The following is a 24,386-nucleotide window of genomic DNA, read 5'->3' as shown; positions in this document are numbered from 1 at the left end:
AAACATAAAACCCCTATGCGCTATTATCTTAGTTACTTTATTATTTTTCTTTTAATTCTCGCCTCCTGTAAAAAACATAGTCGTGAATCAACTATAGCCGATGGTCTATGGTTGGGGGAGTTGGAAGCTATGGATGGGTACCATTTACCTTTTAATTTCCGGTTGATACGCTCTGAAAACGATAGTATTCATATGGAAATATATAATGCTGATGAAACTATAAAGGTTGATGAAATAACTATTAAACAAGATTCCATCATAATTCACCCTCCGGTTTTTGAAGGGTATTTCGCGGGTATTTTTACCGAGAAAAGTATAAACGGCCGTTTCATAAAAGAAGAGTTGAACCGTTCTGTGCCTTTTTCGGCCCATTATGGGCAAAAAGAGCGTTTCAAAACAGGAGATAAGGCAAACGTTAATGTATCTGGAAATTGGGAAACAGTGTTCAGTGATGGAACTGATGATAGATATGTAGCAAAGGGCGTTTTTGAACAAAAAGGGAAAAAGGTCACCGGTACTTTTGAAACTGCAACTGGTGATTACCGATTTCTGGAGGGGGTGGTTACGGGGGATTCGTTAAAGCTCTCTGCCTTTGATGGATCTCATGCTTTTCTTTTTGTAGCGAAAGCGACAGACAGCCTTTTAGACGGAATGTTTTATTCAGGAAATCATTTCAAAGAGCCTTTTCAAGCAAAAAGAAATGATGCTTTTGAACTTCCGGATGCTGATTCCTTGACTTTTCTAAAACCGGGCTATGATTCTTTTAATTTTACCTTCCCGAATGCTTTGGGGGAGCAAATTTCCCTGAAAGATGAACAATTTAAAGATAAGGTGGTTTTGTTACAGATTATGGGCACGTGGTGCCCCAATTGCCTTGATGAGACCAAGTTTTACGTCGATTATATAAAAAAGAACCGACCCGATGATGTAGCCATGGTCGCCTTGGCATTCGAGTATGCCAAAACCGAAGCCTCGGCATTTAAGAGTATTAATCGATTGGTTGAACGTGTCGATGTGCCTTACCCCATTTTATTAGCCCAGTACGGTACGACCAATAAGACCGAAGCGCAGAAAAAACTGCCAATGTTGAACCATGTTCTTTCCTATCCTACTACTATTTATTTAGATAAAAAGGGTGCGGTCAGAAAAATACATACAGGATTTAATGGGCCTGCCACTGGCGATAAATTTGTTGAGTTTAAAAGTGAATTCGAAACTTTTGTACAGCAGTTACGTGAAGAGTAGAAATCGACAAATTAAATAATAGTAGACTTGCCGAGCCCAATGTTTTCATCGTTTATGTTCAAGTTTTCATCGGAATCTACGATATGCTCTGAAATGAAATCACCCACATAATCAGTACCGTATTTGCTGCTTCCTAAAATATCGGCGGTAACAACTTTTTTGGCGAATGACTCATGAACTGCAAATACAATGGCATTGGCCTCTTCATCAAGTCCAAAATGTTGCAAAAGCATAGCGGTACTAAAGATAGAAGCTACCGGGTTGGCTATATTCTTTCCTTTTGCCTGCGGATATGAACCATGAAAAGGCTCGAACATGGCATTATTGGCACCTATTGATGCAGAGGGAAGCAATCCCACGGATCCGATAATTACGCTGCCCTGATCAGACAGAATATCACCGAACATGTTATCGGTAAGAATCACATCGAATTGCGACGGATTTAACATCATTTGAACAGCGGCGTTGTCAATGAACATGCATTCAAATTTCACCTCTGGGTAGCTTTTGCCGATTTCGGTTACCGTTTTACGCCATAACCGAGAAGATTCGAGAACATTGGCCTTGTCTACCAAAGTCAATTTCTTTTTGCGCTTTTTTGCGGCCTTGAAAGCCATATGCGCTATGCGACTAATCTCCTTTTCAGAATATTCACACAAGTCGGAAGCTACTGTGCCGTCTTGGTTAATATGTTTTTCTCCAAAATAAATTCCCCCGGTAAGTTCCCTGAAAATGACAAGGTCGGTTCCCTTGACTATATTTTCTTTTAAAGGAGAATTTTTTATAAGCGATTGAAACATCTTAACCGGTCTGATGTTGGCAAAGAGTCCTAATTCTTTTCTCAGTTTGAGAAGACCTTGTTCAGGCCTAACCTTGGCCTCAGGATTATTGTCATATTCCAAGGCACCGATGGCTCCAAAAAGTATGGCATCTGCCTCATGGCATAATTTTAAGGTAGAGTCGGGTAGGGGTTTGCCCGTTCCTGAAATGGCGATGGCCCCGACCGGCGCCTCAACCAATTCAAAATTATGATTGAAGGTCTCCTCAATGGCCTTCAGGCATTTGACCGATTGGGCCAATACCTCAGGACCGATACCATCACCACCTAAAAGTGCAATTTTCAAATGCATATAATGCCTTTTTAACCACCTTACTATTCTAAAAGCCTTAGAAATAAGGTAGTCGAATGTTTTAACAAAGCTAAGCTAAGGTTAAAAAAAAAGGTGACATTACAGCATAAAACCGATGGAAAATTTATGCAGATGGTCTTCTGAAAAAGTGTGATTTACGAAACGCTCTCTATCTTTAGGTTGGCTGCTTCGATAATTTTAGGAATATCATTATCAGAAATCTCTTTATGCAAATCGGCAAATTTTAAGAATTCTTGATAGACCTGATCCAACTGAAGCTTAGTCAATTCAAACCCCACAATTTTGGCTCTGTATGCCAAGGCGGCCCTACCACTTCTTGCAGTTAAAACGATGGAAGATTCATTAACACCTACATCTGCAGGATCGATGATTTCGTAGGTTTCCCTGTTCTTAATAACACCATCTTGATGAATACCGGAACTGTGGGCAAACGCATTGGCACCTACGATAGCCTTGTTTGGCTGAACGATCATACCCATCTTTTGCGAAACCATTTGACTGGTGTCGTAAAGTAATTTGCTGTTAATATTGGTATCTAAATTCAAGCTAGGGTGTTGCCTTAAAATCATCACCACTTCTTCTAACGAAGTGTTGCCGGCTCTTTCGCCTATACCATTAATGGTACATTCAATCTGTCGTGCTCCATTGATAACCCCCGCAATTGAATTGGCGGTGGCAAGACCTAGGTCGTTATGACAATGGCAAGAAAGCGTAGCTTTTTCAATGCCTTTGACATTCTCTTTTAAGTATTTGATTTTCGCACCGTATTCTTCCGGCAAGCAATAGCCCGTAGTGTCAGGAATGTTCAACACGGTCGCTCCGGCCTTTACTACGGCCTCACAAACTTTGGCCAAAAACTCATTATCGGTTCTACCGGCATCCTCGGCGTAAAATTCTACGTCTTCTACAAAGGTTTTGGCATAACTGACGGCACTAACGGCCCTTTCAATGATGGCATCTCGGTTGGAGTTAAACTTGTATTTAATGTGTGAATCGGAAGTTCCTATTCCTGTATGAATACGGGGCTTTTTAGCGGATTTTAAAGCTTCTGCCGCCACCTCAATATCCTTCTTCACGGCTCGGGTAAGACCACAGACCGATGCATTTTTTACCAAATCGGAAATCTCGGCGACAGACTTAAAGTCTCCAGGACTTGATATGGGAAACCCTGCTTCAATGATATCTACTCCCAATTCATCTAACCTTTCTGCGATGACCAATTTTTGCGCGGCGTCTAATTTGCAGCCGGGCACTTGTTCGCCATCCCTTAGTGTAGTATCAAAAATCTGTACCTTATCTTTACTCATTATATTTATGTAGTTTAGCTAACCATTACGAAGATATGACCATTAGGTTAAAACACCTAGGCCTAACCAAAAATAGTACAACGTTAAATAAGTTTTTCAATTATGTAATTATTTGAAGAACAGTAAATTAAACCATTCTTTTTACGATGACAAATGCGCACAGAGATGCTTTATTCGTGCTCGTGAAATCGCTTTCGAAATCTGAGAAACGCCAATTCAAGTTATATGTAGGTCGATTGGGAGTGAATACCGATGCCAAGTTTCTGGCCCTTTTCAACCTTTTAGATCGCTTAAAGAAGTATGATGAAAAGGCCATTCTAGAATCCGGTATTGTCAAGAAAGCACAGCTCTCTAATTTAAAGGCCCATTTATACAAACAAATATTGGTCAGTTTAAGATTGAACCCGGTTAACCAGACCATTCGTTTGCAAATTAGGGAACAACTCGATTTTGCTACCATTCTATATCAAAAAGGACTCTACAAGCAAAGTTTAAAGATTTTGGATAAGGCGAAGTCTATCGCCATTGAGAACGAGGAAAAGAATATTGCCTACGAAATAGTAGAGCTTGAAAAAATTATAGAAACGCAATACATCACCCGAAGTATACCCGACCGAGCCAATGAATTGGCGGTTCAGGCCAAAGAACTTTCGGCCCAAAACGTTATTACCAGTAAGCTTTCCAATCTATCACTTCAATTGTACGGTCTGATGTTGAAAGTAGGGTATGTAAGAAGCGACGATGATCATAAAAGGGTAAAGGAATATTTTGAACGCCATTTACCGAAACACCGCATTGAAATGCTTGGTTTTAGGGAAAAACTTTGGCTATATAAAGCGCACCTTTGGTATAGTTTTTTGATTCAAGACTTTCTCTCATCTTATAAATATGCCAGTAAATGGGTCGATTTGTTCTATGAACACGAAGAACAGATTGCCTTGAACCCCGTATTCTTTTTAAAGGGAAACCATTATTTGTTGGAGTCACTTTTTTATGTAAAGTATAGTAGTCAGTTCAAGCAAACACTTGAGCGACTGGAGGAAGTCGTAGAAAGTAAAGATTTTCCAAAGAACGATAACATTTCATCTTTGGCCTTTTTGTATATCAATGCCAACAAGCTGAATTTGCATTTCTTGGAAGGTACTTTTCAACAAGGCCTCTATTTGGTGAAAATAGTGGAGTACGGTATCAACAAACACAAAGATCGTATCGATGCCCACCATATCATGGTCTTATATTACAAAATCGCTTGCCTGTATTTCGGAATCGGAGATAATAAGACCTGTATTCAATATCTCAAGAAAATAATCAACAACAAAAACCTAAAAATGCGCGAAGACTTGATGTGTTTCGCCCGTGTTTTAAGTCTTGTAGCACATTACGAAGCAGGTATGGACTATCACTTGGAAGTGCAGCTTAAAAGCACCTATAAGTTCTTGTTGAAGATGAACGATTTACATGCAGTTCAAAAAGAAATGATTAAATTCTTGCGTAACCTTGGTAATATTTACCCAAACCAATTAAGAAACGAATTTCAGAAATTGCATACCGAGTTGAAGAAGTATGAAGACCACCCTTATGAAAAAAGGGCTTTTTTATACCTCGATATTATTTCATGGTTAGAAAGTCATTTAGAAAATAGACCTGTGGCTGAAATCATTCGTGAAAAGGCACTTGCTGTCAAAAGATAAATACCTCAAATGACCCCAACCAACCCTACCAGAAGGTTTCTGGAACTCAACCTTACCGTACTTTTCATGTCAACTTCCGGGCCGTTCGGAAAATTCATAGCGCTTCCGGCACCTTTGACAATCGAATTAAGAACACTATTGGCTTTTATTTTTTTGCTAATTTATTGTAAGATTCGGGGCGTTTCGTTTCATCTGAACCGTCGTGATATCTGGCCTATTTTGATTACCGGTGTTTTAATGGGAGTTCATTTAGTGACCTATTTTCATGCCTTGCAATTATCGAATGTGGCAATCGGTATGTTGTCATTGTTCACCTATCCGATCATGACCTCATTTTTAGAGCCCATTTTTTTAAAGACAAGGTTTAGAAAAACCCATTTGTTATTGGGGCTGATGGTTCTTGTGGGCATATATTTTTTGGTTCCTGATTTTAACCTTAAAAATTCGAGTACGATAGCCATTGGTTTCGGACTTTTTTCAGCCTTCACCTATTCCCTTCGAAATTTAATTTTGAAAACCAAGGTCGATAGATACGAAGGTAGCATGCTGATGACTTATCAGATGGGTATTATTGGGATCTTATTAATACCGACTTACTTTCTCTATGATGCAACGGAAGCCACCAACTATGTACCCGCTTTGCTCGGATTGGTCTTGATTACAACCGTCATAGGTCACTCAATGTTCATCAATTGCTTTAAGCATTTTTCGATTACCACCGTTAGTATTCTTAGTAGTATTCAACCGGTTTATGGTATCATCATTGGTGCCCTATTTCTGAAGGAAATACCTGGATGGTCGACCATTTTAGGAGGTTCTCTGATTCTCGCATCGGTAATTTTAGAGAGTAGAAGGTCTTATAAATAATAGCCTTCAACTTTTGATATCACTTCAATAGCCAGAAGTAGAATTACTCGATTGATATTGATTGATCAACCCTTCGCCCAATTTTTGAAATTCTTCGTTTTGCGCCATTTGTCGCACTTTGACCGGATCAAAGTTCCCATTAAAATATAAAAATGAGCCAGAAACATTGTTGTTGTTATAAATCAAGATTTCCTTAACGGCGTCCCTCTTTTCTCTAATAGAAACTATATTTCTTTTAAGATTATCGTTCTTTCTATACACTTCAATAAACGAATTTCCTGTTATTCCGTTCATCTGTTGGTTGAGAAATTGTGTTCTATCCGGCGTCGGGCTCGGAAACTGCATATATCTTAAATCTTTCGTGCTACTTACCAAGGCCTTCATTTCAGGAGAAAGGTTAGAAATCATCGAGAGCATGAACCGCGGTACACGTATAGCCGTAACCTGATCATCTTCTTTATGGGCATTGTAAAAGGTATCTATCGAGTTGTAAGTGCTACAGGCAGAAAGTAAAACCAAGCTACCTATAAAAAGAAACTTTTTGAACATGGTGCAGTGTTTATTATGTTAAATATAAAGTATTTAACAACAAACATTCCAAAGTGGGTCATTAGGTGGATCGGCAATCAAATCAACTTGTTCCTTTTTAACAGGATGAACGAATGAAAGTTTTCTAGCATGTAAATGGATACTGGCATCTTTATTACTCCTATCAAAACCATATTTCAAATCGCCCTTTATAGGGCTACCAACAGCGGATAACTGCACACGTATTTGATGATGCCTGCCCGTATGCAGGTTAATTTCAAGCAAAAAATAGTTATCCAGTTTTTGAACGATACGATAGGTTAGACTGGCCTTCTTGCTATTGGGAACTTGTTTTGGGTTCGGATACGATTTGTTTTGCTTAGGGTTTCGCACCAACCAGTGCACTAGCAAGTTTTCAGACTTAGGGGGCTCATTTTTAACGATGGCCCAGTAGGTCTTTTGGGCATCCTTTTCCGCAAAAAGTTTATTGAGACGAGGAAGCGCTTTTGAGGTTTTGGCAAATACAACAATCCCGGAAGTTGGGCGATCTAATCGGTGAGTAACACCCAAGTATACATTGCCCGGTTTGTTATATTTAATCTTCAAATATTCCTTTACAACTTCGCTTAAGGGGGTGTCTCCCGTTTTGTCTCCCTGAACAATATCACCAGGTCTCTTATTGACGGCAATCAGATGATTGTCCTCATAAATAACTTGAAGGTTTTCGGCAGTCGAGAGTATTTTTTGGGCCACTATAAAACGGGTTTTTCTTTTGTGAGGGTAAGTGAAAGCAAAAGTAATACTCCCAAGGTTACAGAAACATCTGCCATATTGAAAATTCCAGTCTTGAAAAGCCCCAATTTGATTTGAAAGAAATCGGTTACCGAACCATAGGCTATTCGATCCACCAAATTACCGATTCCTCCACCGATTACTGAGGCAAAAGCAAGAGTAGACCAAGTGTTCAAATGATTTTTTCTTAAAATCCTGAAAAGCAGAACCACCAAAACTAGTATGGGAAGCATTTGAAATAGAGCAATTTTCAAGAGAGGTGAAAATTGCCTTCCGAAACCAAGCATGGCACCTGTATTTTCAACATTGGTAAGTATAAATTGGTCGCCGATTACCCTAATATAATCATTGGGTTCTACATGCTTGCGCACCACACCTTTTGAAATCTGGTCGCACCCAAAATTCAATACGACCAAAAGTAATATGGCTAATTTTTTCCAAGGTGCCTTCCTCATAGTTATTGATTCTAATACTGTTCTTGGTCGTTCGGAAAATCTCTATTCTTTACATCGGTAACGTACTGTGAAATAGCGTGACCCATATCTTCATATAGGTTCATATAACGACGTAAAAAACGTGGATTAAACTCATGGGTCATGCCCAACAGATCATGAATGACCAAGACTTGACCGTCGGCGTGTTTTCCACCACCGATACCTATCGTAGGTATAGAAATACTTTCCGAAACTTCTTTGGTAAGTTCTGCCGGTATTTTTTCGAGAACGATACTAAAGCAACCAAGCTCTTCTAGAAGTTTGGCATCGGCTAGAAGTTTCTCGGCCTCTTCTTCTTCCTTTGCCCTAACGGTGTAGGTACCAAACTTATAGATTGATTGTGGGGTTAGGCCTAGATGCCCCATGACGGGTATGCCTGCATTCAAGATTCTTTTGACCGATTCTTTTATTTCTTCTCCACCCTCTAGTTTTACGGCATGTGCACCACTTTCTTTCATGATTCGTATGGCACTTCTTAAGGCTTCCTTCGGGTCACTTTGGTAACTTCCGAACGGAATATCAACTACCACGAGTGCTCTCTGAACGGCCCTGATTACCGATGTGGCATGATAAATCATTTGATCTAATGTAATTGGCAGCGTAGTTTCGTGGCCGGCCATCACATTACTGGCCGAATCACCGACCAAAATCACATCTACATTGGCTGAATCTACAATTTTGGCCATTGAATAATCATAGGCCGTAAGCATAGATATTTTTTCGCCATTCTTTTTCATGTCCACCAAGGACTTAACAGTTACTCTCCTGTACTCTTTTTTTGCAGTTGACATTCAATAATTGTTTTGGAGGGTTAAAAGTAAGGAAATTGTTTCAGCACAAGGGTAGGGTTGTAATCAAATCAATTTTGGTCAGAATTTAATAAAAAACTCTACATTCGAATTAAAATACCTTTTCAATCAGTTAATCATCAACTTATGAGAGCTTTAGTAACATTGGCCTTGTTTTTTATTTCTGTGCAAATGAACGCCCAAGACGAAGAGGCTTTGGTGGAAACAACAATAGAGAATTTTTTCAACGCTTTTCACAGGCAAGATTCCGTAGGAATTAAAAAAACAGTATCCGACGATATCGTATTGCAGACTATTGCGAAAGACAATGAGGGTGCCCCCGTTGTAAAGACACAACCTTTCAATGAATTTTTAAAATCAATCATCAGCATACCCAAAAGCACACAATTTGAAGAGGTCATTACTAATTTCCACATTCAAATTGATGGGCCAATGGCCAACGCCTGGACGGACTATGAATTTAATTTAGATGGAAGTTTTCACCACTGTGGTGTCAATTCTTTTCAATTGGTGAAAGATGCCAAGAAAGGTTGGCAAATTATTTATTTAATCGATACCAGAAGGGTAGAGGGTTGTAAATAAAAAAGCCGAAAGGATTTGGATTTTTCCAGTTCCTTTCGACTTTAGGTTTTAATATTTATTGAGAATTACATCTCCCAACCTTTACGGTAAGTTCTTCCAACGTATTGGTTGGCTTCCTCTAGGTTGGTAATACGCATGTTTTCTCCATCCCACAATAACTTTTTACGGGCATAGAAGTCCATGGCGCCTTTTTCGTTTTCTTTTCTCAAAAGATAGCTACGAATGGCCAAGTTACCCATCAGAACGGTCTCTGTCATTGGTCCGGCGTAATCGAACGAAGAAGTAAGCTCTTTATGTTCTTTACTCGCGAAACCGGCTTTACAGGCATCGACCCACTTACGCTGATGGCCGTATTCGGGCTCATCGTTTGGCTCAGTTTCAGGTCCGAAATCGGTAGTGCCATCATTCAGATATAACTTTGGTGTCAATGGGCTACTATCGTTGATGTTGGTAGAAATAATACCTTTCTCACCGATGATCAAGACTCCATTTTGACTGTCAGGCCCACCTATATCATTATTCGCAGGAATAATTTCTGGGTGTGCAGGTCGAATACCCCCATCACTCCAGGTCATTTCAATAGGCGACTTCGATTTCTCGGTAGCATCAAAATGAAGTGTAATGAAAGAAGATGCCGGGCAACCTTCTGGGTGGTAATCGGCATTCCACATTTGTGAGTAAACAGCACCAACACTACATTCAGCATCGGTTGGGTATTTTAAGCCTAATGTTCTAAAAGGAATATCGATCAAGTGGCATCCTACATCACCAAGTGCACCTGTACCGTAATCCCACCAGCCTCTCCAATTGAATGGGTGTAGGTTAGGGGTATAAGGTTTTTCAGGAGCTGGCCCTAGCCATAGATCCCAATTTAAACTATCGGGTTTCATAGAGGCATTAGGTTCTGGCATGGCGCCACCTTGTGGCCAAACAGGTCTGTTTGTCCAAATCTGAACTTTAGATACAGCTCCTATAGAACCGTTATCGATCCATTTTTGAACCATACCCAATAGAGGGTTAGACCCACCTTGGTTACCCATTTGGGTAACAATCTTTTTGTCCCTTGCCATTTGGGTCAGCATACGTGCTTCCCTAATGTTGTGGGTCATTGGTTTTTGAACGTACACGTGCACGCCGCGGTTCATCGCATAGGCGGCCGCTGGGCCGTGAACGTGGTCAGGGGTAGAAATGGTAACGGCGTCGATGCCTTTCTCCTTGTCCAACATTTCCCTGAAATCGGCATAAAGTTTTGCTTTTGGAAATCGCTCTACAGATCTCTTGGCAGATCCTTCAAAATCGACATCACAAAGTGCTACAACGTTTTCGCGACCGTTTACAGATGCATTGGCAATATCGCTAGCACCCTTACCACCAGCACCAATGGCTGCAATGTTAAGGCGATCACTAGGGGCAAGGTAGCCTACACCACCCAATACATGTCTCGGTACTATAAAAATAGAAGAGGCCACTGCCCCCTTTTTTATAAACGACCGTCGTGAATTGGTTGAAGATTGAGTCTTCTTGTTTTTCATGTTTCTTTTGATATAGTTAGGATTAGAATTAGCTTCTAAAGGTATAAAAATATATGAAAGCTCTAATTAAAGTGTAGTTTAATAATCATTTTCTAAAGTATTGAATGCAATTTGTTCAAATATGATGGTATTTTTTATATTTGGCCTCAATTAATATCCCCCCGCAAATGAAAACTATGAAATCAATATTGTACTTGGTGCTATTTCTATTGGCCCTGACCTTTTCTTCGTTTACCTATGGTCAGGATGAAAAATTCTATGAAGGTAAATGGGACATAACCTTGCAGATGGATGGTAAAGAATCTCCTTCTTGGTTAGAAATCAAACACTCAGGTGTACAGACCTTGGTCGGAAGATTTGTGTACGCTTCCGGTAGTGCCCGCCCCATCTCTGAAATTAAACTCGATGGTAACGGCTTTTCGTTCACTATTCCACCGCAGTGGGAACAAGATTTAGGCAATATAACTATCAAAGGTTCGAAAGAAGGCGAAGGCTTAAAGGGAACCTTGTCATTTGAAAATGGAGATACCCATCAATGGACAGCTGACAGAGCACCAAAATTGGCTTATGCCGATAAAGTTAAGTGGGGTAAAACAAAAGAACTTTTCAATGGAAAGGATTTGACTGGATGGAAAGCTTTAGGTGAAAATCAGTGGATTGTCGAAAAGGGCATTCTAAAGAGCCCAAAATCCGGTGCCAATTTAGCTTCTGAAGAAAAATTTAACGATTTTAAAATTCACGTAGAGTTTAAGGTTCCCGAAGGAAGTAACAGCGGTATTTACCTTCGTGGTCGTTATGAGGTTCAAATCACCGATGACCATGGTAGCGACCCGAGCAATGTTCTTTTTGGAGGTGTATATGGCTTCTTAACACCCAATGAAATGGCCGCTAACCCAGCCACCGAATGGCAGACTTATGACATTACTTTAATCGGTAGAAGAGTGACTATTGTGGCAAACGGCAAAACTATTATTAGCGAGCAGAATATTCCAGGAATTACGGGAGGTGCTTTAGATAGTAAAGAAGGCGAGCCCGGACCTTTCTATATTCAAGGTGACCATGGTCCGATTTCATTCAGGAAATTTACCGTAACCCCAAGAGTTGAATAAAATTTCATTGTTAGGGCATCAGTTCTAGCAATCACTCATATTAATACCAACAGCGAGACCTCCTTCGGAGGTTTCTTTGTATTTAGAGCTCATGTCCTTTGCGGTGGCCCACATGGTTATAACTACTTTGTCTAAAGGTACTTTGGCGTCTTCAGGGTTCGATTCCAACGCAAGTTCAGCGGCAGTAATGGCTTTGATGGCTCCCATCGAATTTCTTTCGATACAGGGTATTTGTACCAAACCTCCAATGGGGTCACATGTTAGGCCCAAATGATGCTCCATGGCAATTTCGGCAGCCATTAAAACCTGTTCGGGGGTGCCGCCCAATAGTTCTGTAAGGCCACCTGCTGCCATGGCCGAAGAAACACCTATTTCTGCTTGGCAACCACCCATAGCGGCAGAAATGGTAGCTCCTTTTTTAAATATGCTGCCAATTTCACCTGCCACTAACAAAAATTGTTTAATCTGTTTAAAATCGGCTTTATGGTTTTCAATAACCAGGTAGTACATCAATACAGAAGGAATTACCCCTGCGCTACCGTTAGTTGGTGCAGTAACCACGCGACCTAAAGATGCATTCACTTCGTTGACCGCCAACGCAAAACAACTTACCCACTTGAAAATTTGCCTAAATTTCACTTTAGTGTTTCGAATAGTTTCAAGCCATTCGGTTGCGTTTTGATAGTTACCGTGGTTTTCTTCGAGCAACGATTTGTTTAAATCGAAAGCCCGTCGATGTACATTCAACCCACCGGGTAGTTTACCTTGGGTATGGCAGCCGGTATACATGCACTCGAGCATAGTATTCCAAACACGAAGCATTTCACGATCTACCACTTTTTCGTTTCTCAATGAAAGCTCGTTTTTGAGAACGAGATCAGAAATTTTGACCTTCTGAGCATTACAATGCTCAATAAGTTCGCTGCCCTTTTCAACGGGGTACGGAAAACGATGAAAATCTTCTAGGTTCTTTTTGGCATTTTTTCTTTCCTTGACAACCACAAAGCCGCCACCGATGGAATAGTATGTTTTAGATTTTTTTTCGCCAGATTCGAGAAGAGCCTCAAACTTGAGTCCGTTGGCATGAAACTCTAAAAATTTACGATGAAATGATATGTTTTCTTTAGGATTGAAAGGAAGTTCCTTTTCATTTCCCAAACGAAGAACGTGCGACTCCTGTATCTCTTTTACGATAGCATGAATGTCTTCTACGGGAATATGCTCGGGGTCGGCCCCAGAAAGACCTAACATAACCGCATAATCGGTAGCATGGCCTTTTCCTGTTAACGACAATGAACCATAAATATGAACATGAACATGCTTTACCTTTTCAAAAATATTGGCGTCTTTAAGTTCTTTGATCCATCTCTCCGCGGCACGCCAAGGCCCAAGGGTATGAGAACTCGAAGGCCCTATACCTATTTTTAGCATATCAAAAACACTGATGCACTCCATGAACTAAGACTTATTTGGAGTAAAGGTAGGAGTATTTTTTTCTATGGAAGTTGAAGTAATCGCAATTAATCCATCTTAAAACCAATCACATTTTCATGAATCATTTGCTCTCCCAATAAAGAGTCGACTTTCACATTTATAAGGGAGACATTCTTAACCGGTTCTTCTTCTTGCCCCATGATTCTTGACATGAAATTACCTTTCTTGAGCTGAACGTTGGTAAGGCTAACATCTGATATAGGGGTAAGCCTTCTTTCATAGGTGGGTACCAAATCTTTCCATTGATAAAGCACATCGGTCTCAATGCCTAAAACCCCATTTCTAACCTCATTCGCCTTAATGTTGTTCATGATAATGTTTTTCACGTAACCCCCACGGCGCTCATTCGTTTTTATAAATAACAGGTGAAATAACGAAGCTTTATCTTCCACTACACAATTATCAATGAGAATGTTTTCTATTCCACCAGAAAGTTCGCTACCCACTGCCAATAATTGATGTCCGTTTTTAACCATACAATTTCTAATGACCATATTTTTAGAAGGGGTATTCAAGCGCCAGGCATCTTGATTTCTACCCGATTTCACGGCAATGGCATCATCACCTTGATCAAAAACACAATCTTCAATAAGTACATTCTGACTCATTTCGGGATCAACCCCATCATTGTTGTGACCATGGGCAGTGACTTTTACCCTGCGTATCGTTACGTGGTTGGATAAATAAGGGTGAATGACCCAAAACGGACTGTTGGTAATGGTGACGTCTTCCAATAAGATATTCTTACTTCTATTGAACTGAATAAAATGGGGGCGCAGATTGGCGCTATCGTTTACCATTTGCCTTTCTTCAACATTGTCGTTTTTCGCTGCCAAATTGTACAATCTTTTAAGGCTGTTCATATGGCCCGGTGGTCTGCCAAACCATTTTTCCCAAGTGCCCATTTTCGCTCGAAGTTCACCTTTGCCGGTAATGGCCACATTTTCACATTCGTAGGCATATATTAATGGAGAGTAGTTGTAACACTCCATACCCTCCCATGTGGTATGTACTGCCGGTAGGTAATCCTTGGGATTATCTGAAAATAAAAGAACGGCACCTTCCTCTAAATGTAGGTTGACATTACTTTTAAAGTGCAGCTTGCCCGTTAGCCATTCCCCTTCTGGAATCTTTACGGTACCGCAGCCAGCCGCATTTGCTTCTATGATGGCCGCTTGAATAGCCTGTTCTGTCGCCTGTTGGTTTCCTTCTACCGCTCCCTTATCAACAATTGAAATGATTGGACAATTGGAAAAATCAGGAGATTTTATGGAGGCCATGTCAAAAGGAGCCTCTACCTGTTCTTCAATAATGGTCAGTTGTACTTTTTCATCTTTGCAGGAAGTTATCAAAAGGCATATAAATGCCATTAGACTTACCTTTTTAATCGGGGTCATATGGGATATTTTAGAAATTGGTCAATGATTTATTATCCGACATTCAATCGAAATGCTTCTTTCTGTGCGGTCAAGGCTAACTCCGTGGCCAAGAAGCAATGGTCTTGGCTCATGGCCGTTTCCGTGCGCTCAACTACATCGTTTACCAATTGCTCCCCGTAGGGCATATGCACTTCGTTGCAATCCAAGTATTTGGTTTCCTTTTGGTCAACCAAGAAGAGATGGTTGCCTTTGGGTCTTCCTGCTATATCAATGTACTTGCGCATTTCGATGTATCCTTCCGTTCCTAAAATAAATGTTCTACCATCGCCCCAAGTACCCAGACCTTTGGGGGTAAACCAATCGATTCGTATATACCCTGTAGCATGGTCGCTACGAACCATCATATCACCGAAATCTTGGTAATTGGGAAAATCAGGAGTACCAAAATTTCCAATTTGGGAGGTGCTTACTTCGGCCTTCGTCGAATTGGTGTAGAACAAGAACTGATCGCACTGATGCGATCCGATATCACATAAGATACCGCCTGCTTCCTCGGGATAAAAGAACCAATCAGGCCTACTTTCCGGGCGCATAATGTGCGGGCCTAGCCCAATAGTCTGAATGACCTTGCCTATGGCACCTTCTTGAACCAATTTACCGGCCATTACGGAAGCTGGGTTAGATAGCCGTTCACTGTAGACAATTGAGTAAATTTTGCCTGTTTCCTTTTGTACTTTTTTTACTTCGTTGAATTGATTAAAAGTTAGAATGCCGGGCTTATCGGTCATATAATCCTTTCCAGACTTCATAACTTTTAAGCCAATGGGAGCACGCTCAATAGGTATGGCAGCACTGGCTACCAATTGTATCGAGTTGTCATCTATAATCTCTTCTTCGCTTTTGGCGATTTTTACATTAGGATATCTTTTGGTGAAATTTTTGAGCAAATCAGCTTCTTTGGCATAAACTGCCACCAAGGTGCCGCCCCCATTAATTAGGGAATCTACCATTCCATAGATATGTCCGTGATTGACTCCGATGACCGAAAACCGAATACTATTTTTAGGGGGACCGATTTTTTCTTTGGGAACAATGACTTCCCTGACCTTATTGGGGTCTAATGAGTTGGCGTACATATCTAAAGGAAGCATAGAAGCTGCCGCCAGACCAGCGGCAGAGGTAGCTCCTTTACGTAAAAAATTGCGTCTGTTGAAATGCATAGTAAAGTTGAATTTTCGTTACCTGCAAAATAGAAAAATTACGCCATTGTTGGTTGTACTACGAATAAATTAAACACATTTGGTCAGTTTGGTTTCGTTTGTGAATGGGCAAAATGACATCATGTCATGTTGGTTTGGCTTGGCATATTGTTTGTCATTTAAGAACCGACGAAAAAATCAAAGCACTAATATTTAATAACATATATAATGAGCAAAATTATAGGTATAGATTTGGGTACGACCAACTCCTGTGTCTCCGTTATGGAGGGTAATGAGCCCGTTGTAATCCCAAATGCTGAAGGTAAGAGAACAACTCCTTCCGTTATCGCTTTTGTTGACGGTGGTGAGATCAAAGTTGGTGATCCTGCTAAAAGACAGGCGGTAACCAACCCAAATAAAACTATTTATTCCATCAAGCGTTTTATGGGCAACAAATTTTCCGAGTCCAGTAGAGAAGCGGAAAGAGTACCTTACAACGTGGTTAAGGGTGACAACGATACCCCAAGAGTAGACATCGAAGGTCGTTTGTACACACCTCAAGAACTTTCTGCCATGATTCTTCAAAAAATGAAGAAAACGGCCGAAGATTATTTAGGTCAAGATGTAAGCCGTGCGGTAATTACCGTACCCGCTTATTTTAACGATGCGCAACGTCAGGCCACTAAAGAGGCTGGTGAAATTGCAGGTCTGACCGTAGAAAGAATTATCAATGAGCCTACTGCCGCTTCTTTGGCATATGGTCTTGATAAAAAAGATACCGACCAAAAGATTGTGGTATTTGACTTTGGTGGTGGTACACATGACGTTTCCATTCTTGAATTAGGAGATGGTGTTTTCGAAGTACTTTCTACCGATGGTGATACCCACTTAGGTGGTGATGATGTTGACCAAAAAATTATTGATTGGTTGGCCGAAGAATTCAAGAGTGAAGAAGATATCGATTTGCGTAAAGATGCCATGGCTTTGCAACGTTTGCGTGAAGCTGCTGAAAAGGCTAAAATCGAATTATCATCTTCAGCACAAACTGAAATCAACTTACCATATGTAACGGCTACCGCTACAGGACCAAAACACTTGGTAAGAACGTTGAGCCGTTCTAAGTTCGAGCAATTGATCGAAGATTTGGTAAAGAGAACCATTGAGCCATGTGAGGCTGCTCTTAAAGCTGCCGGTCTTTCAAAAAGTGATATCGACGAGATTATTTTGGTAGGTGGTTCTACAAGAATTCCTGCAGTACAAGAGGCTGTTGAAAAATTCTTTGGTAAGAAGCCTTCTAAAGGGGTGAACCCTGACGAAGTAGTAGCTATTGGTGCTGCTATTCAAGGTGGTGTATTGACCGGTGATGTGAAAGATGTACTTCTTTTAGATGTAACTCCACTATCGTTGGGTATCGAAACCATGGGAAGTGTAATGACCAAGTTGATCGAGGCGAACACTACTATCCCGACAAAAAAATCACAGGTTTTCTCTACGGCAGCTGATAATCAGCCTTCTGTTGAAATTCACGTGTTGCAAGGTGAGCGCCCTATGGCCGGTGATAACAAAACCATTGGTAGGTTCCATTTAGACGGAATTCCACCTGCGCCAAGAGGTACACCTCAAATTGAAGTTACTTTTGATATCGATGCGAACGGTATCATCAAAGTATCTGCTACCGATAAGGCTACTGGAAAATCCCAGGATATTAGAATTGAAGCTTCTTCAGGATTGACCGAAGAGGAAATCAAGAAAATGAAAGCCGAGGCGGAAGCAAATGCTGAAGCGGATAAAAAAGCGAAGGAAACTGCCGATAAGTTGAACGAGGCTGACGGAATGATTTTCCAAACTGAAAAGCAATTGAAAGAGTTTGGCGATAAACTTTCTGCAGATAAGAAAAAGCCTATCGAAGATTGCTTGGAAGAATTGAAGAAAGCTTACGAAAGCAAAGACCTAGCGGTTATTGCCCCAGCTTTAGACAAAATCAACGAAGCTTGGAAAGCTGCTTCTGAAGAGATGTACAAAGCCCAAGCGGAAGGACAACAGGGTGGAGGCCCATCAGCTGATGCCGGTGCCGATACTGCCAGTGCAGATGCCAAAGAAGGTGATAACGTTGAAGACGTAGATTTCGAAGAGGTTAAGTAACATTCACTTGATACATAAACAAAAAGCCCCTGATGATTTTCATCAGGGGCTTTTTTATTTTTTAATATGTGATGAGCTATTCCCTAGAAAGAATGCTCAAGATGTACCAGAAGAGTAACATCAACGAAGCAAACAAGCCCAATGAAGCAGCAACATACTGATTTTCATTGTATTTGTGAATCAAATTAGAAGTTTGATATAGAATTGATCCGGAAGCCAAAACGACCATACCCACGCTAAACCATAGGCCTAAATCGAAACCGAACAGAGCTCCGGCGACAATTAATCCTAGAGCAATAAAAAAACCAATGGTCAAAATAGATTTAAGAAATGAAAAATCTTTCTTGGTCAAAAAGACCACGGCCGATAAACCTGTAAATAAGGATAAGGTCAAAACTGCTGCTTGGTTTAAAATTTGAAATGCACCACCATCTGCCATGACCATTGCTATGAAAATGAGGGGTATAAAAATAAAAGCTTCCGCTACCACATACAGAACAAGACCTGCATAGTGCATATTCTTGTCGTCACTTCGTAAAGCCATTTTTTCGGCATAGTTGGTAATGAGCATAAAGCCGCCCAAAAGTAGAAGCCAACTTATGCCTCCCGTTAATGATAAGGCCAGACTTACAATGGCATCGATTTGAAAAAATAGTGTTTCAACTAAAACAAATAGAAGAACTGCCGCGGCCAAATGGGCGTAGGTTTTTCGATAGAATGCTACACGGGCCTGGTCATCTAATTGGCCGACAAAAGGTTGAACTGAGTTGGGTTGGGTTTCCATAAAATTTTTGATTAAGATGTTTGTATACCTAACTAAGAACGGTTTTTAAATTTTTACGAGGGTCTTAAATACGCCTATTTACTTATTAATAGGTTTAAATACAACAGGTAGAAGCTTTCCTTTGGTTAAAATGCATTACAGTGACGAAATAAAAAAGTGGAACGGGCAGATTTCATTTTATCGAAATGGTACATCTTTTGTTTCCGATTGTAGGAATAACCATTAATTTTGCAGCATGTTACGAATTAGTCCCCTTCTTTGTTTCTGCCTATTTATAGTTTTGGTTTCAAAACTTTCCGCACAGGAAATCGAAATATTTAAAGTTTCCGATTTCGATTTAAGGGGTAATGTAAAAACCTGTTTGGTCATTACCGATTATGGTAAAGAAGAATATCATTTTGACCAGCAGGGTAGACTAACCAAATCTGTAACGATATTCAGTGATAGCGATTACGAGACCACCCATTATAAGTATAAAAATGGTCTTATAAGCGAGAGAAGAATCGAAAACTATTTGAACGATACTTTTGACAGCGCCACCTCATTAGCCAATTTTTACACCTTGGATACGGTTCCTGAGAGAATGGTTACTGAGAAAATAATTAGCTATGAAAAAGAATTACTAGAACAGAATAGGTACTATTACGATGATTCGGACCGGATTATTCGAATGGTGCGCGTGGGAACCGATGGAACCGACGAAATAACCTTTGAATACGAAGACACTGAAGAAGGGGAATTGATGACCCAGAAGTTAAATGGAATAATAGCAAAGACGGTTGAAACTACTTATGGTAAAATAGACCGAGATTCGTTACGGCAAAGAACCTTGGAAACAAAGAATTATTTAAACGGAGAATTGACCACTAGAAATAGAAAGGTAATCGGACCTCAAGAAAAATTACTTTTTATATGTTCTTCTATCTATGATTCGAGCACCGAAAAGTGGATTTCTCAAGAAGAAATCAATTATGAGTACACCGAAGAAGGTGTTCTAAGCAAATCAAAAGAAAAGAACAGGGGGCTGCTTTCTACCAAAGAATATATTTATCAATTCGATGGTAGCGAGGCCAAAAATTGGGTAAAAGAAATCATTACCCCGAACAATACGTACAAGACGCGAAGAATCACCTATTATAAAAAGGAAGAACCACAAATTGCGGTTGAAAAGGAATAGTTTTTAGCACGAGCTATCCGCAACAATTTTCCACACTCTATCAATTTTCTTGAAAATAATCATAAACGTTCCGTTGGCGTCGCCTACTTTTCTTTTCAAATGGTACTGTCCCATTACATAGTAAGCCCCATCGTTTATCTGGGTTATTTGGTCAATGGTGAAATTTAATGTTCCCGTATAGTCTTTATTAGGGTAGCCCTTTTTATAATTGTCAAGTGTAGTTTGCCACCCCTTTGTAATTCTGGCTCCACTATAATAGGTTAGTGAGTCCGATTTCCAATATCCCTGCATGAATCCTTCTAAATTACCATCACTCCAAGCTTTTTCTTGTTGGGCCATAATTTCTAAAATAGCTTTTTCATCAGAGTTCTGAGCGATCGAAACAAAGAGGAAACTGATTGAAAAGAGGAAGCTGAGCTGAATAGATTTCGTTTTCATGTAACTATGGATTTAATATTTGACCATTCCGAAAATAAGGCAATAATTTAAAACTTGATATATCGGTCGGGTAATTGATAGTTTGCTATATTGCTCATCAAACCAGACCAGAATCATGATGATTTCTAAAAAGATTAGCCTTCTTTCTCTTTTTGCATGCTTTTTTGCTTTTCAAAAATCTGTTTCTCAAACTGAAACAAAAAAGCCTAACATCCTTTTTATACTTTCTGACGACCACACTTCTCAATCATGGGGGATTTATGGAGGTATTCTCAAAGACTATGTGAAAAACGACCAAATAAAGCGGTTGGCAGATGAAGGTGCCGTTCTTAATAATGCCTTTTGTACCAATAGTATCTGTACACCCAGCCGTGGCAGCATATTAACAGGCCAATACAGTCATATTAACCAAGTTTATACCCTGAACGAACCTTTACCTGATGGGCACCCAAATGTGGCTCGAACACTATCAGAAAATGGCTATCAAACTGCAATCATTGGCAAGTGGCATTTGGTAGGTCAACCTCAGGGTTTCGATTATTTTAATGTGTTACCCGGCCAAGGCAGGTATTGGGATCCCATTTTAAAAACTAAAGAAGATTGGAAAGATGGTCACAATAGTTCTGCAGGTAAAGAATACAAGGGTTTTTCAACCGACGTTATTACCGATTTGACCATCGAACATTTGAAAAAAAGGGATGATAAAAAACCATTTCTGATGTTCTGTAATTTTAAGGCTACACATGAGCCTTTCGATTATCCTGAGCGCTTTGAGTCACTGTACGAGAATGAAGAAATACCTGAACCGGAATCTTTGTATGACTTCGGCCCCGAAACAACAGGAAGAACATTTATTGGCCAAAAGCTGGAAAAACTGGGCAATAGGTGGGACAGTGCCACCAAAGATCCCGAGAATTGGTGGACCACCTATCCCGGACTTCCTTATCCCCTTGATGGAATGGATAGCATACAGAAAAGGAAAAAAATCTATCAAAAACTAGTTAAGGATTTTATGCGTTGTGGTGCCGCCATTAATGACAACATTGGTCGTCTTCTTGATTTTCTAGAGGAAGAGGGTATCGCCGATAATACCATAGTTGTTTATACAGCTGATCAAGGTTACTTTTTGGGTGAGCATGGCTTTTTTGACAAAAGAATGATATACGAGGAGTCTCTTCGCATGCCTTTTGTCATTAGATATCCTAAAGAAATAAGAGGAGGGCAAAGAATAGATGATATTATTCTGAACATTGATTTTCCGGCATTACTGGCCGACTATGCCGGCATAAAGCAACCAGGCTATATGCAGGGTAGAAGTTTCAGGAACAATCTTAAGGGAAATACACCTGAAGACTGGCGTAGTCAAATGTACTACAGGTATTGGCTTCATCACCCTGAAAGACCGTCTCATTTCGGAATTCGGAATGAACGCTACAAACTGGCCTTTTTTTATGGGCAACCGCTGAATAAAAAGGGAACTTCTGAGACTACAACCGAACCGGCCTGGGAATTTTTTGATTTACAGAAAGACCCAAAAGAATTGCATAATGCCATTAACGAAGAAGAGTACAAGCCTATTATCGCAACAATGAAAAAGGCATTGATTGAAGAACGCAAGAAATATAGAGATACCGATGAGCAGTATCCTGAGATGCGAGATATCTTAAAAGATGCTAAGTTGACGGTGGTAGATTAGGCTTTTAATTTGCTAGGTCTTCTAAATCCGAACAATAAAAACAAAACAGGCTCCATATCTTTATTTGCTTTTTGCCTCAAGATGGCAAAGGCTTTAGTAATATGATATTCAATGGTTTTGATGGAAACATTTAGCTGTTCGGCAATTTCAACATTTGTAAAGCCCTCTTGCTTGCTCATCAAAAATATCTTTCGACATTTAGGTGGTAGGTTTTGAATCTCTCGCTGTACCAAATTCAGTAGCCTTTCAAAGAAAACCTCATCTTTTTCGGTAAAGCGCTCTAATTCTTCAATGTACTTTTTTTCTAAGGCCGTGACTGATTTTTTCTTCCTGTACTGATCGATAAATTCATTGTGCACAGACTTATACAAAAAACTTTTGATGGTGAAGTTACTTTTGAGATTGTGGCGTCTCTCCCATGTGCGAATGAAAACATTCTGTACAATGTCTTCGGCATGATCGTGATCGTTTACCAAACTATTCGCATACACGCACAGCCTATGATGGTAATTATCTACTAAATATTCATATGCTTTTTCATCACCATTTTTGAGGTTTTGAATAAGCAGGGTATTGTCATTAAAATCAATTCTCATAAATAGGGTTCTGCAATACAAAATTGGTTAGAAATTAAATTTATGAAAAAAAATATCAAAAAAACTTTAGGGTAGTGTAAAATTTACTCGTATTAATGATAGATATCGCAATATGAGATTTTCCAACTTCGAAATACAATTGGCAAAATACCTTACAAATGCCATCTCTTCGGAAGAGCTTGATGAACTTAATGGTTCTTTGAGCAAGTCGGGCAATCATAATGTGTTCAGAACCTATTTGGAAATTGATTTTTTTACGCGACATGTTATGAGTGAGTACAATACCGGCGGTGCCAAAAAGAAACTTCTTGATACCATTCGAAAGGATAAAAGAAAGGTAAGGCGGTTACACTTCTTTCAATTTGTCAAATATGCAGCGGTATTATTGGTCTGTCTCACGGCGGGCTATTTCTATTGGGATCATAACTTTAATTCGAATTTTTCCCAAGTTTCTGAAAATCCTGAAAGTCAAATCACCTTGCAGCTATCAGATGGTAGCATTAAAACAATTTCAGAAGCCGGTAATGCCTCTGTGTATGATAAAGACGGAACACGCGTTGGTCTACAACAAGGTAATCAACTTATTTACCACAAGGGTAAGAAGGCCAAAAAATTGGTCTATAATACGGTAAATGTGCCTTACGGCAAACGGTTTGTTCTTATTCTTTCAGATGGTACAAAAGCTCACTTGAATGCAGGCAGTTCTTTGAGGTATCCCGTTGAATTTATTGAGGGCAAGTCACGACAAATCTTTTTGACCGGCGAAGGTTTTTTTGATGTGTCAGAAGATAAGAACAGTCCGTTTATCATCAATGCGAACGAACTTAACATACGGGTTCTAGGTACTAAGTTTAACCTATCGGCTTATCCTGAGGATGAGAATATAAGAACCGTATTGGTTGAGGGTTCGGTGGGCTTCTATGATTCTACAACTGATTTTGATGAGACAAGTAGACGCTTGGTTCCTGGTGAAATGGCCATTTGGGAAAAAGAATTAAAGACTATAGAGTTTCGGGAGACCAACACCGATCTTTTTACGGGTTGGATGGACGGGCGAATTATTTTCAGTCACATGCCCTTTGAAGATATTACTAAAAAGCTAGAGCGAAACTATAATGTTATAATTCAAAATAACTATCAAGAACTTAATGACATAAGGTTCAATGCCAGTTTTGATACTGAAACCATTAGTCAGGTCTTTGAAGCTTTCAACAAGAACTATCCAATGAAATTTACAGTCACCGGAAAAAATGTAATAATTGAAAAACCTTAAACTAGAATGCCTATGATTTAATGTAACTGCAACAAAACTACTACAACTCTAGTCATAAAAAAATCGGAAAATGCTGGCACATTTCCCGATTACGATTTAGA

Annotated in this window: 22 protein-coding genes; 9 read left to right on the top strand and 13 right to left on the bottom strand. The window is 39.9% G+C overall.

Features of this window, described 5'->3' with window-relative positions; translation table 11 throughout:
- Positions 1–15: 15 nt before the first annotated feature.
- Positions 16–1,245: a peroxiredoxin family protein gene (locus IL356_RS11120; RefSeq protein ID WP_121848940.1), complete on the top strand. Its 1,230-nt coding sequence runs from the start codon at positions 16–18 to the stop codon at positions 1,243–1,245.
- An 11-nt stretch (positions 1,246–1,256) separates the two neighbouring features.
- Here the strand turns inward: IL356_RS11120 and leuB are convergent, their stop codons facing one another.
- Together leuB and IL356_RS11110 are read right to left on the bottom strand one after the other, a co-directional pair.
- Positions 1,257–2,375: a 3-isopropylmalate dehydrogenase gene (gene leuB, locus IL356_RS11115; protein WP_121848941.1), complete on the bottom strand. Its 1,119-nt coding sequence runs from the start codon at positions 2,373–2,375 to the stop codon at positions 1,257–1,259.
- Positions 2,376–2,530: 155 nt separating this feature from the next.
- A complete protein-coding gene (locus IL356_RS11110) occupies positions 2,531–3,703 on the bottom strand; it encodes a 2-isopropylmalate synthase (RefSeq protein WP_121848942.1) in 1,173 nt (390 codons plus the stop codon).
- 146 nt (positions 3,704–3,849) lie between these two features.
- Here IL356_RS11110 and IL356_RS11105 point away from each other — a divergent pair, with 146 nt between their 5' ends.
- On the top strand, positions 3,850–5,394 hold the full coding sequence (locus IL356_RS11105; protein ID WP_121848943.1) for a hypothetical protein: 1,545 nt from the start codon (positions 3,850–3,852) through the stop codon (positions 5,392–5,394).
- A 9-nt stretch (positions 5,395–5,403) separates the two neighbouring features.
- The gene (locus IL356_RS11100; RefSeq protein ID WP_121848944.1) at positions 5,404–6,261 is read left to right on the top strand and encodes a DMT family transporter; all 858 of its coding nucleotides are present in this window, start codon (positions 5,404–5,406) and stop codon (positions 6,259–6,261) included.
- 24 nt (positions 6,262–6,285) lie between these two features.
- On the opposite strand, the gene IL356_RS11095 is transcribed toward IL356_RS11100, so the two are convergent.
- From IL356_RS11095 to panB, 4 genes are read right to left on the bottom strand one after another with little or no spacing between them, the layout of a single operon-like run.
- Complete coding sequence (locus tag IL356_RS11095) at positions 6,286–6,810, bottom strand: DUF4252 domain-containing protein (protein ID WP_121848945.1); 525 nt, start codon at positions 6,808–6,810, stop codon at positions 6,286–6,288.
- Between the two features lie 33 nt (positions 6,811–6,843).
- On the bottom strand, positions 6,844–7,542 hold the full coding sequence (locus IL356_RS11090) for an RluA family pseudouridine synthase (protein WP_121848946.1): 699 nt from the start codon (positions 7,540–7,542) through the stop codon (positions 6,844–6,846).
- Positions 7,542–8,036, bottom strand: a complete 495-nt coding sequence (gene lspA, locus IL356_RS11085; protein WP_121848947.1) for a signal peptidase II — start codon at positions 8,034–8,036, stop codon at positions 7,542–7,544. Before lspA ends, IL356_RS11090 begins: the two co-directional genes overlap by 1 nt.
- Positions 8,037–8,047: 11 nt before the next feature.
- Positions 8,048–8,866 carry a 3-methyl-2-oxobutanoate hydroxymethyltransferase gene (panB, locus tag IL356_RS11080; protein ID WP_121848948.1) on the bottom strand — a complete coding sequence of 273 codons (819 nt, stop codon included), beginning with the start codon at positions 8,864–8,866 and terminating at the stop codon, positions 8,048–8,050.
- Between the two features lie 144 nt (positions 8,867–9,010).
- Between panB and IL356_RS11075 the strand changes: the two genes are divergently transcribed.
- Positions 9,011–9,466 (top strand): nuclear transport factor 2 family protein, encoded by a 456-nt coding sequence (locus tag IL356_RS11075; RefSeq protein ID WP_121848949.1) that lies wholly within the window; start codon positions 9,011–9,013, stop codon positions 9,464–9,466.
- A gap of 65 nt (positions 9,467–9,531) precedes the next feature.
- Here the strand turns inward: IL356_RS11075 and IL356_RS11070 are convergent, their stop codons facing one another.
- Positions 9,532–10,998 carry a Gfo/Idh/MocA family protein gene (locus IL356_RS11070; RefSeq protein ID WP_121848950.1) on the bottom strand — a complete coding sequence of 489 codons (1,467 nt, stop codon included), beginning with the start codon at positions 10,996–10,998 and terminating at the stop codon, positions 9,532–9,534.
- A gap of 176 nt (positions 10,999–11,174) precedes the next feature.
- Between IL356_RS11070 and IL356_RS11065 the strand changes: the two genes are divergently transcribed.
- Positions 11,175–12,107, top strand: a complete 933-nt coding sequence (locus IL356_RS11065; protein WP_225621469.1) for a 3-keto-disaccharide hydrolase — start codon at positions 11,175–11,177, stop codon at positions 12,105–12,107.
- Between the two features lie 24 nt (positions 12,108–12,131).
- Here the strand turns inward: IL356_RS11065 and IL356_RS11060 are convergent, their stop codons facing one another.
- From IL356_RS11060 to IL356_RS11050, 3 genes are all read right to left on the bottom strand, one after another.
- Positions 12,132–13,562 carry an L-serine ammonia-lyase gene (locus IL356_RS11060; protein ID WP_121848952.1) on the bottom strand — a complete coding sequence of 477 codons (1,431 nt, stop codon included), beginning with the start codon at positions 13,560–13,562 and terminating at the stop codon, positions 12,132–12,134.
- Between the two features lie 65 nt (positions 13,563–13,627).
- Complete coding sequence (locus IL356_RS11055) at positions 13,628–14,998, bottom strand: glycoside hydrolase family 28 protein (protein ID WP_225621468.1); 1,371 nt, start codon at positions 14,996–14,998, stop codon at positions 13,628–13,630.
- A gap of 32 nt (positions 14,999–15,030) precedes the next feature.
- The gene (locus tag IL356_RS11050) at positions 15,031–16,200 is read right to left on the bottom strand and encodes a Gfo/Idh/MocA family protein (protein ID WP_121848953.1); all 1,170 of its coding nucleotides are present in this window, start codon (positions 16,198–16,200) and stop codon (positions 15,031–15,033) included.
- 207 nt (positions 16,201–16,407) lie between these two features.
- Here IL356_RS11050 and dnaK point away from each other — a divergent pair, with 207 nt between their 5' ends.
- Positions 16,408–18,321, top strand: a complete 1,914-nt coding sequence (gene dnaK, locus IL356_RS11045) for a molecular chaperone DnaK (protein WP_121848954.1) — start codon at positions 16,408–16,410, stop codon at positions 18,319–18,321.
- A gap of 76 nt (positions 18,322–18,397) precedes the next feature.
- On the opposite strand, the gene IL356_RS11040 is transcribed toward dnaK, so the two are convergent.
- Positions 18,398–19,105 carry a Bax inhibitor-1/YccA family protein gene (locus IL356_RS11040; RefSeq protein ID WP_121848955.1) on the bottom strand — a complete coding sequence of 236 codons (708 nt, stop codon included), beginning with the start codon at positions 19,103–19,105 and terminating at the stop codon, positions 18,398–18,400.
- Between the two features lie 235 nt (positions 19,106–19,340).
- On the opposite strand from IL356_RS11040, the gene IL356_RS11035 reads away from it, so the two are divergent.
- Complete coding sequence (locus IL356_RS11035) at positions 19,341–20,282, top strand: hypothetical protein (protein ID WP_121848956.1); 942 nt, start codon at positions 19,341–19,343, stop codon at positions 20,280–20,282.
- A gap of 3 nt (positions 20,283–20,285) precedes the next feature.
- Here IL356_RS11035 and IL356_RS11030 read toward each other — a convergent pair whose 3' ends face one another.
- Positions 20,286–20,720: a nuclear transport factor 2 family protein gene (locus IL356_RS11030; protein ID WP_121848957.1), complete on the bottom strand. Its 435-nt coding sequence runs from the start codon at positions 20,718–20,720 to the stop codon at positions 20,286–20,288.
- A gap of 115 nt (positions 20,721–20,835) precedes the next feature.
- Between IL356_RS11030 and IL356_RS11025 the strand changes: the two genes are divergently transcribed.
- The gene (locus IL356_RS11025) at positions 20,836–22,416 is read left to right on the top strand and encodes a sulfatase family protein (RefSeq protein WP_205601243.1); all 1,581 of its coding nucleotides are present in this window, start codon (positions 20,836–20,838) and stop codon (positions 22,414–22,416) included.
- Here the strand turns inward: IL356_RS11025 and IL356_RS11020 are convergent.
- Positions 22,413–23,012, bottom strand: coding sequence for an RNA polymerase sigma factor (locus IL356_RS11020; protein WP_192466545.1), 600 nt, complete (start codon positions 23,010–23,012; stop codon positions 22,413–22,415). The genes IL356_RS11025 and IL356_RS11020 overlap by 4 nt on opposite strands.
- A gap of 112 nt (positions 23,013–23,124) precedes the next feature.
- Here IL356_RS11020 and IL356_RS11015 point away from each other — a divergent pair, with 112 nt between their 5' ends.
- A complete protein-coding gene (locus IL356_RS11015) occupies positions 23,125–24,285 on the top strand; it encodes a FecR family protein (RefSeq protein WP_121848959.1) in 1,161 nt (386 codons plus the stop codon).
- Positions 24,286–24,386: the final 101 nt, after the last annotated feature.

Source organism: Euzebyella marina (assembly GCF_014855515.1).
Taxonomy (GTDB): Bacteria; Bacteroidota; Bacteroidia; order Flavobacteriales; family Flavobacteriaceae; genus Euzebyella; species Euzebyella marina.
The sequence above is the reverse complement of the archived record's forward strand: the minus strand, read 5'-3'. Positions and strand labels throughout refer to the sequence as shown.

What these genes read in the sequence shown, in the direction of transcription:
- IL356_RS11095 (WP_121848945.1), bottom strand. Translation starts at nt 6,810, where the DNA reads ATGTTCAAAAAGTTTCTTTTTATAGGTAGCTTGGTTTTACTTTCTGCC.
- IL356_RS11015 (WP_121848959.1), top strand. Translation starts at nt 23,125, where the DNA reads ATGAGATTTTCCAACTTCGAAATACAATTGGCAAAATACCTTACAAAT.
- IL356_RS11120 (WP_121848940.1), top strand. Translation starts at nt 16, where the DNA reads ATGCGCTATTATCTTAGTTACTTTATTATTTTTCTTTTAATTCTCGCC.
- IL356_RS11055 (WP_225621468.1), bottom strand. Translation starts at nt 14,998, where the DNA reads ATGACCCCGATTAAAAAGGTAAGTCTAATGGCATTTATATGCCTTTTG.
- IL356_RS11105 (WP_121848943.1), top strand. Translation starts at nt 3,850, where the DNA reads ATGACAAATGCGCACAGAGATGCTTTATTCGTGCTCGTGAAATCGCTT.
- IL356_RS11030 (WP_121848957.1), bottom strand. Translation starts at nt 20,720, where the DNA reads ATGAAAACGAAATCTATTCAGCTCAGCTTCCTCTTTTCAATCAGTTTC.
- IL356_RS11065 (WP_225621469.1), top strand. Translation starts at nt 11,175, where the DNA reads ATGAAATCAATATTGTACTTGGTGCTATTTCTATTGGCCCTGACCTTT.
- IL356_RS11075 (WP_121848949.1), top strand. Translation starts at nt 9,011, where the DNA reads ATGAGAGCTTTAGTAACATTGGCCTTGTTTTTTATTTCTGTGCAAATG.
- dnaK (WP_121848954.1), top strand. Translation starts at nt 16,408, where the DNA reads ATGAGCAAAATTATAGGTATAGATTTGGGTACGACCAACTCCTGTGTC.
- IL356_RS11035 (WP_121848956.1), top strand. Translation starts at nt 19,341, where the DNA reads ATGTTACGAATTAGTCCCCTTCTTTGTTTCTGCCTATTTATAGTTTTG.
- IL356_RS11040 (WP_121848955.1), bottom strand. Translation starts at nt 19,105, where the DNA reads ATGGAAACCCAACCCAACTCAGTTCAACCTTTTGTCGGCCAATTAGAT.
- IL356_RS11050 (WP_121848953.1), bottom strand. Translation starts at nt 16,200, where the DNA reads ATGCATTTCAACAGACGCAATTTTTTACGTAAAGGAGCTACCTCTGCC.
- panB (WP_121848948.1), bottom strand. Translation starts at nt 8,866, where the DNA reads ATGTCAACTGCAAAAAAAGAGTACAGGAGAGTAACTGTTAAGTCCTTG.
- leuB (WP_121848941.1), bottom strand. Translation starts at nt 2,375, where the DNA reads ATGCATTTGAAAATTGCACTTTTAGGTGGTGATGGTATCGGTCCTGAG.
- IL356_RS11110 (WP_121848942.1), bottom strand. Translation starts at nt 3,703, where the DNA reads ATGAGTAAAGATAAGGTACAGATTTTTGATACTACACTAAGGGATGGC.
- IL356_RS11025 (WP_205601243.1), top strand. Translation starts at nt 20,836, where the DNA reads ATGATGATTTCTAAAAAGATTAGCCTTCTTTCTCTTTTTGCATGCTTT.
- IL356_RS11070 (WP_121848950.1), bottom strand. Translation starts at nt 10,998, where the DNA reads ATGAAAAACAAGAAGACTCAATCTTCAACCAATTCACGACGGTCGTTT.
- IL356_RS11060 (WP_121848952.1), bottom strand. Translation starts at nt 13,562, where the DNA reads ATGGAGTGCATCAGTGTTTTTGATATGCTAAAAATAGGTATAGGGCCT.
- IL356_RS11100 (WP_121848944.1), top strand. Translation starts at nt 5,404, where the DNA reads ATGACCCCAACCAACCCTACCAGAAGGTTTCTGGAACTCAACCTTACC.
- IL356_RS11020 (WP_192466545.1), bottom strand. Translation starts at nt 23,012, where the DNA reads ATGAGAATTGATTTTAATGACAATACCCTGCTTATTCAAAACCTCAAA.
- lspA (WP_121848947.1), bottom strand. Translation starts at nt 8,036, where the DNA reads ATGAGGAAGGCACCTTGGAAAAAATTAGCCATATTACTTTTGGTCGTA.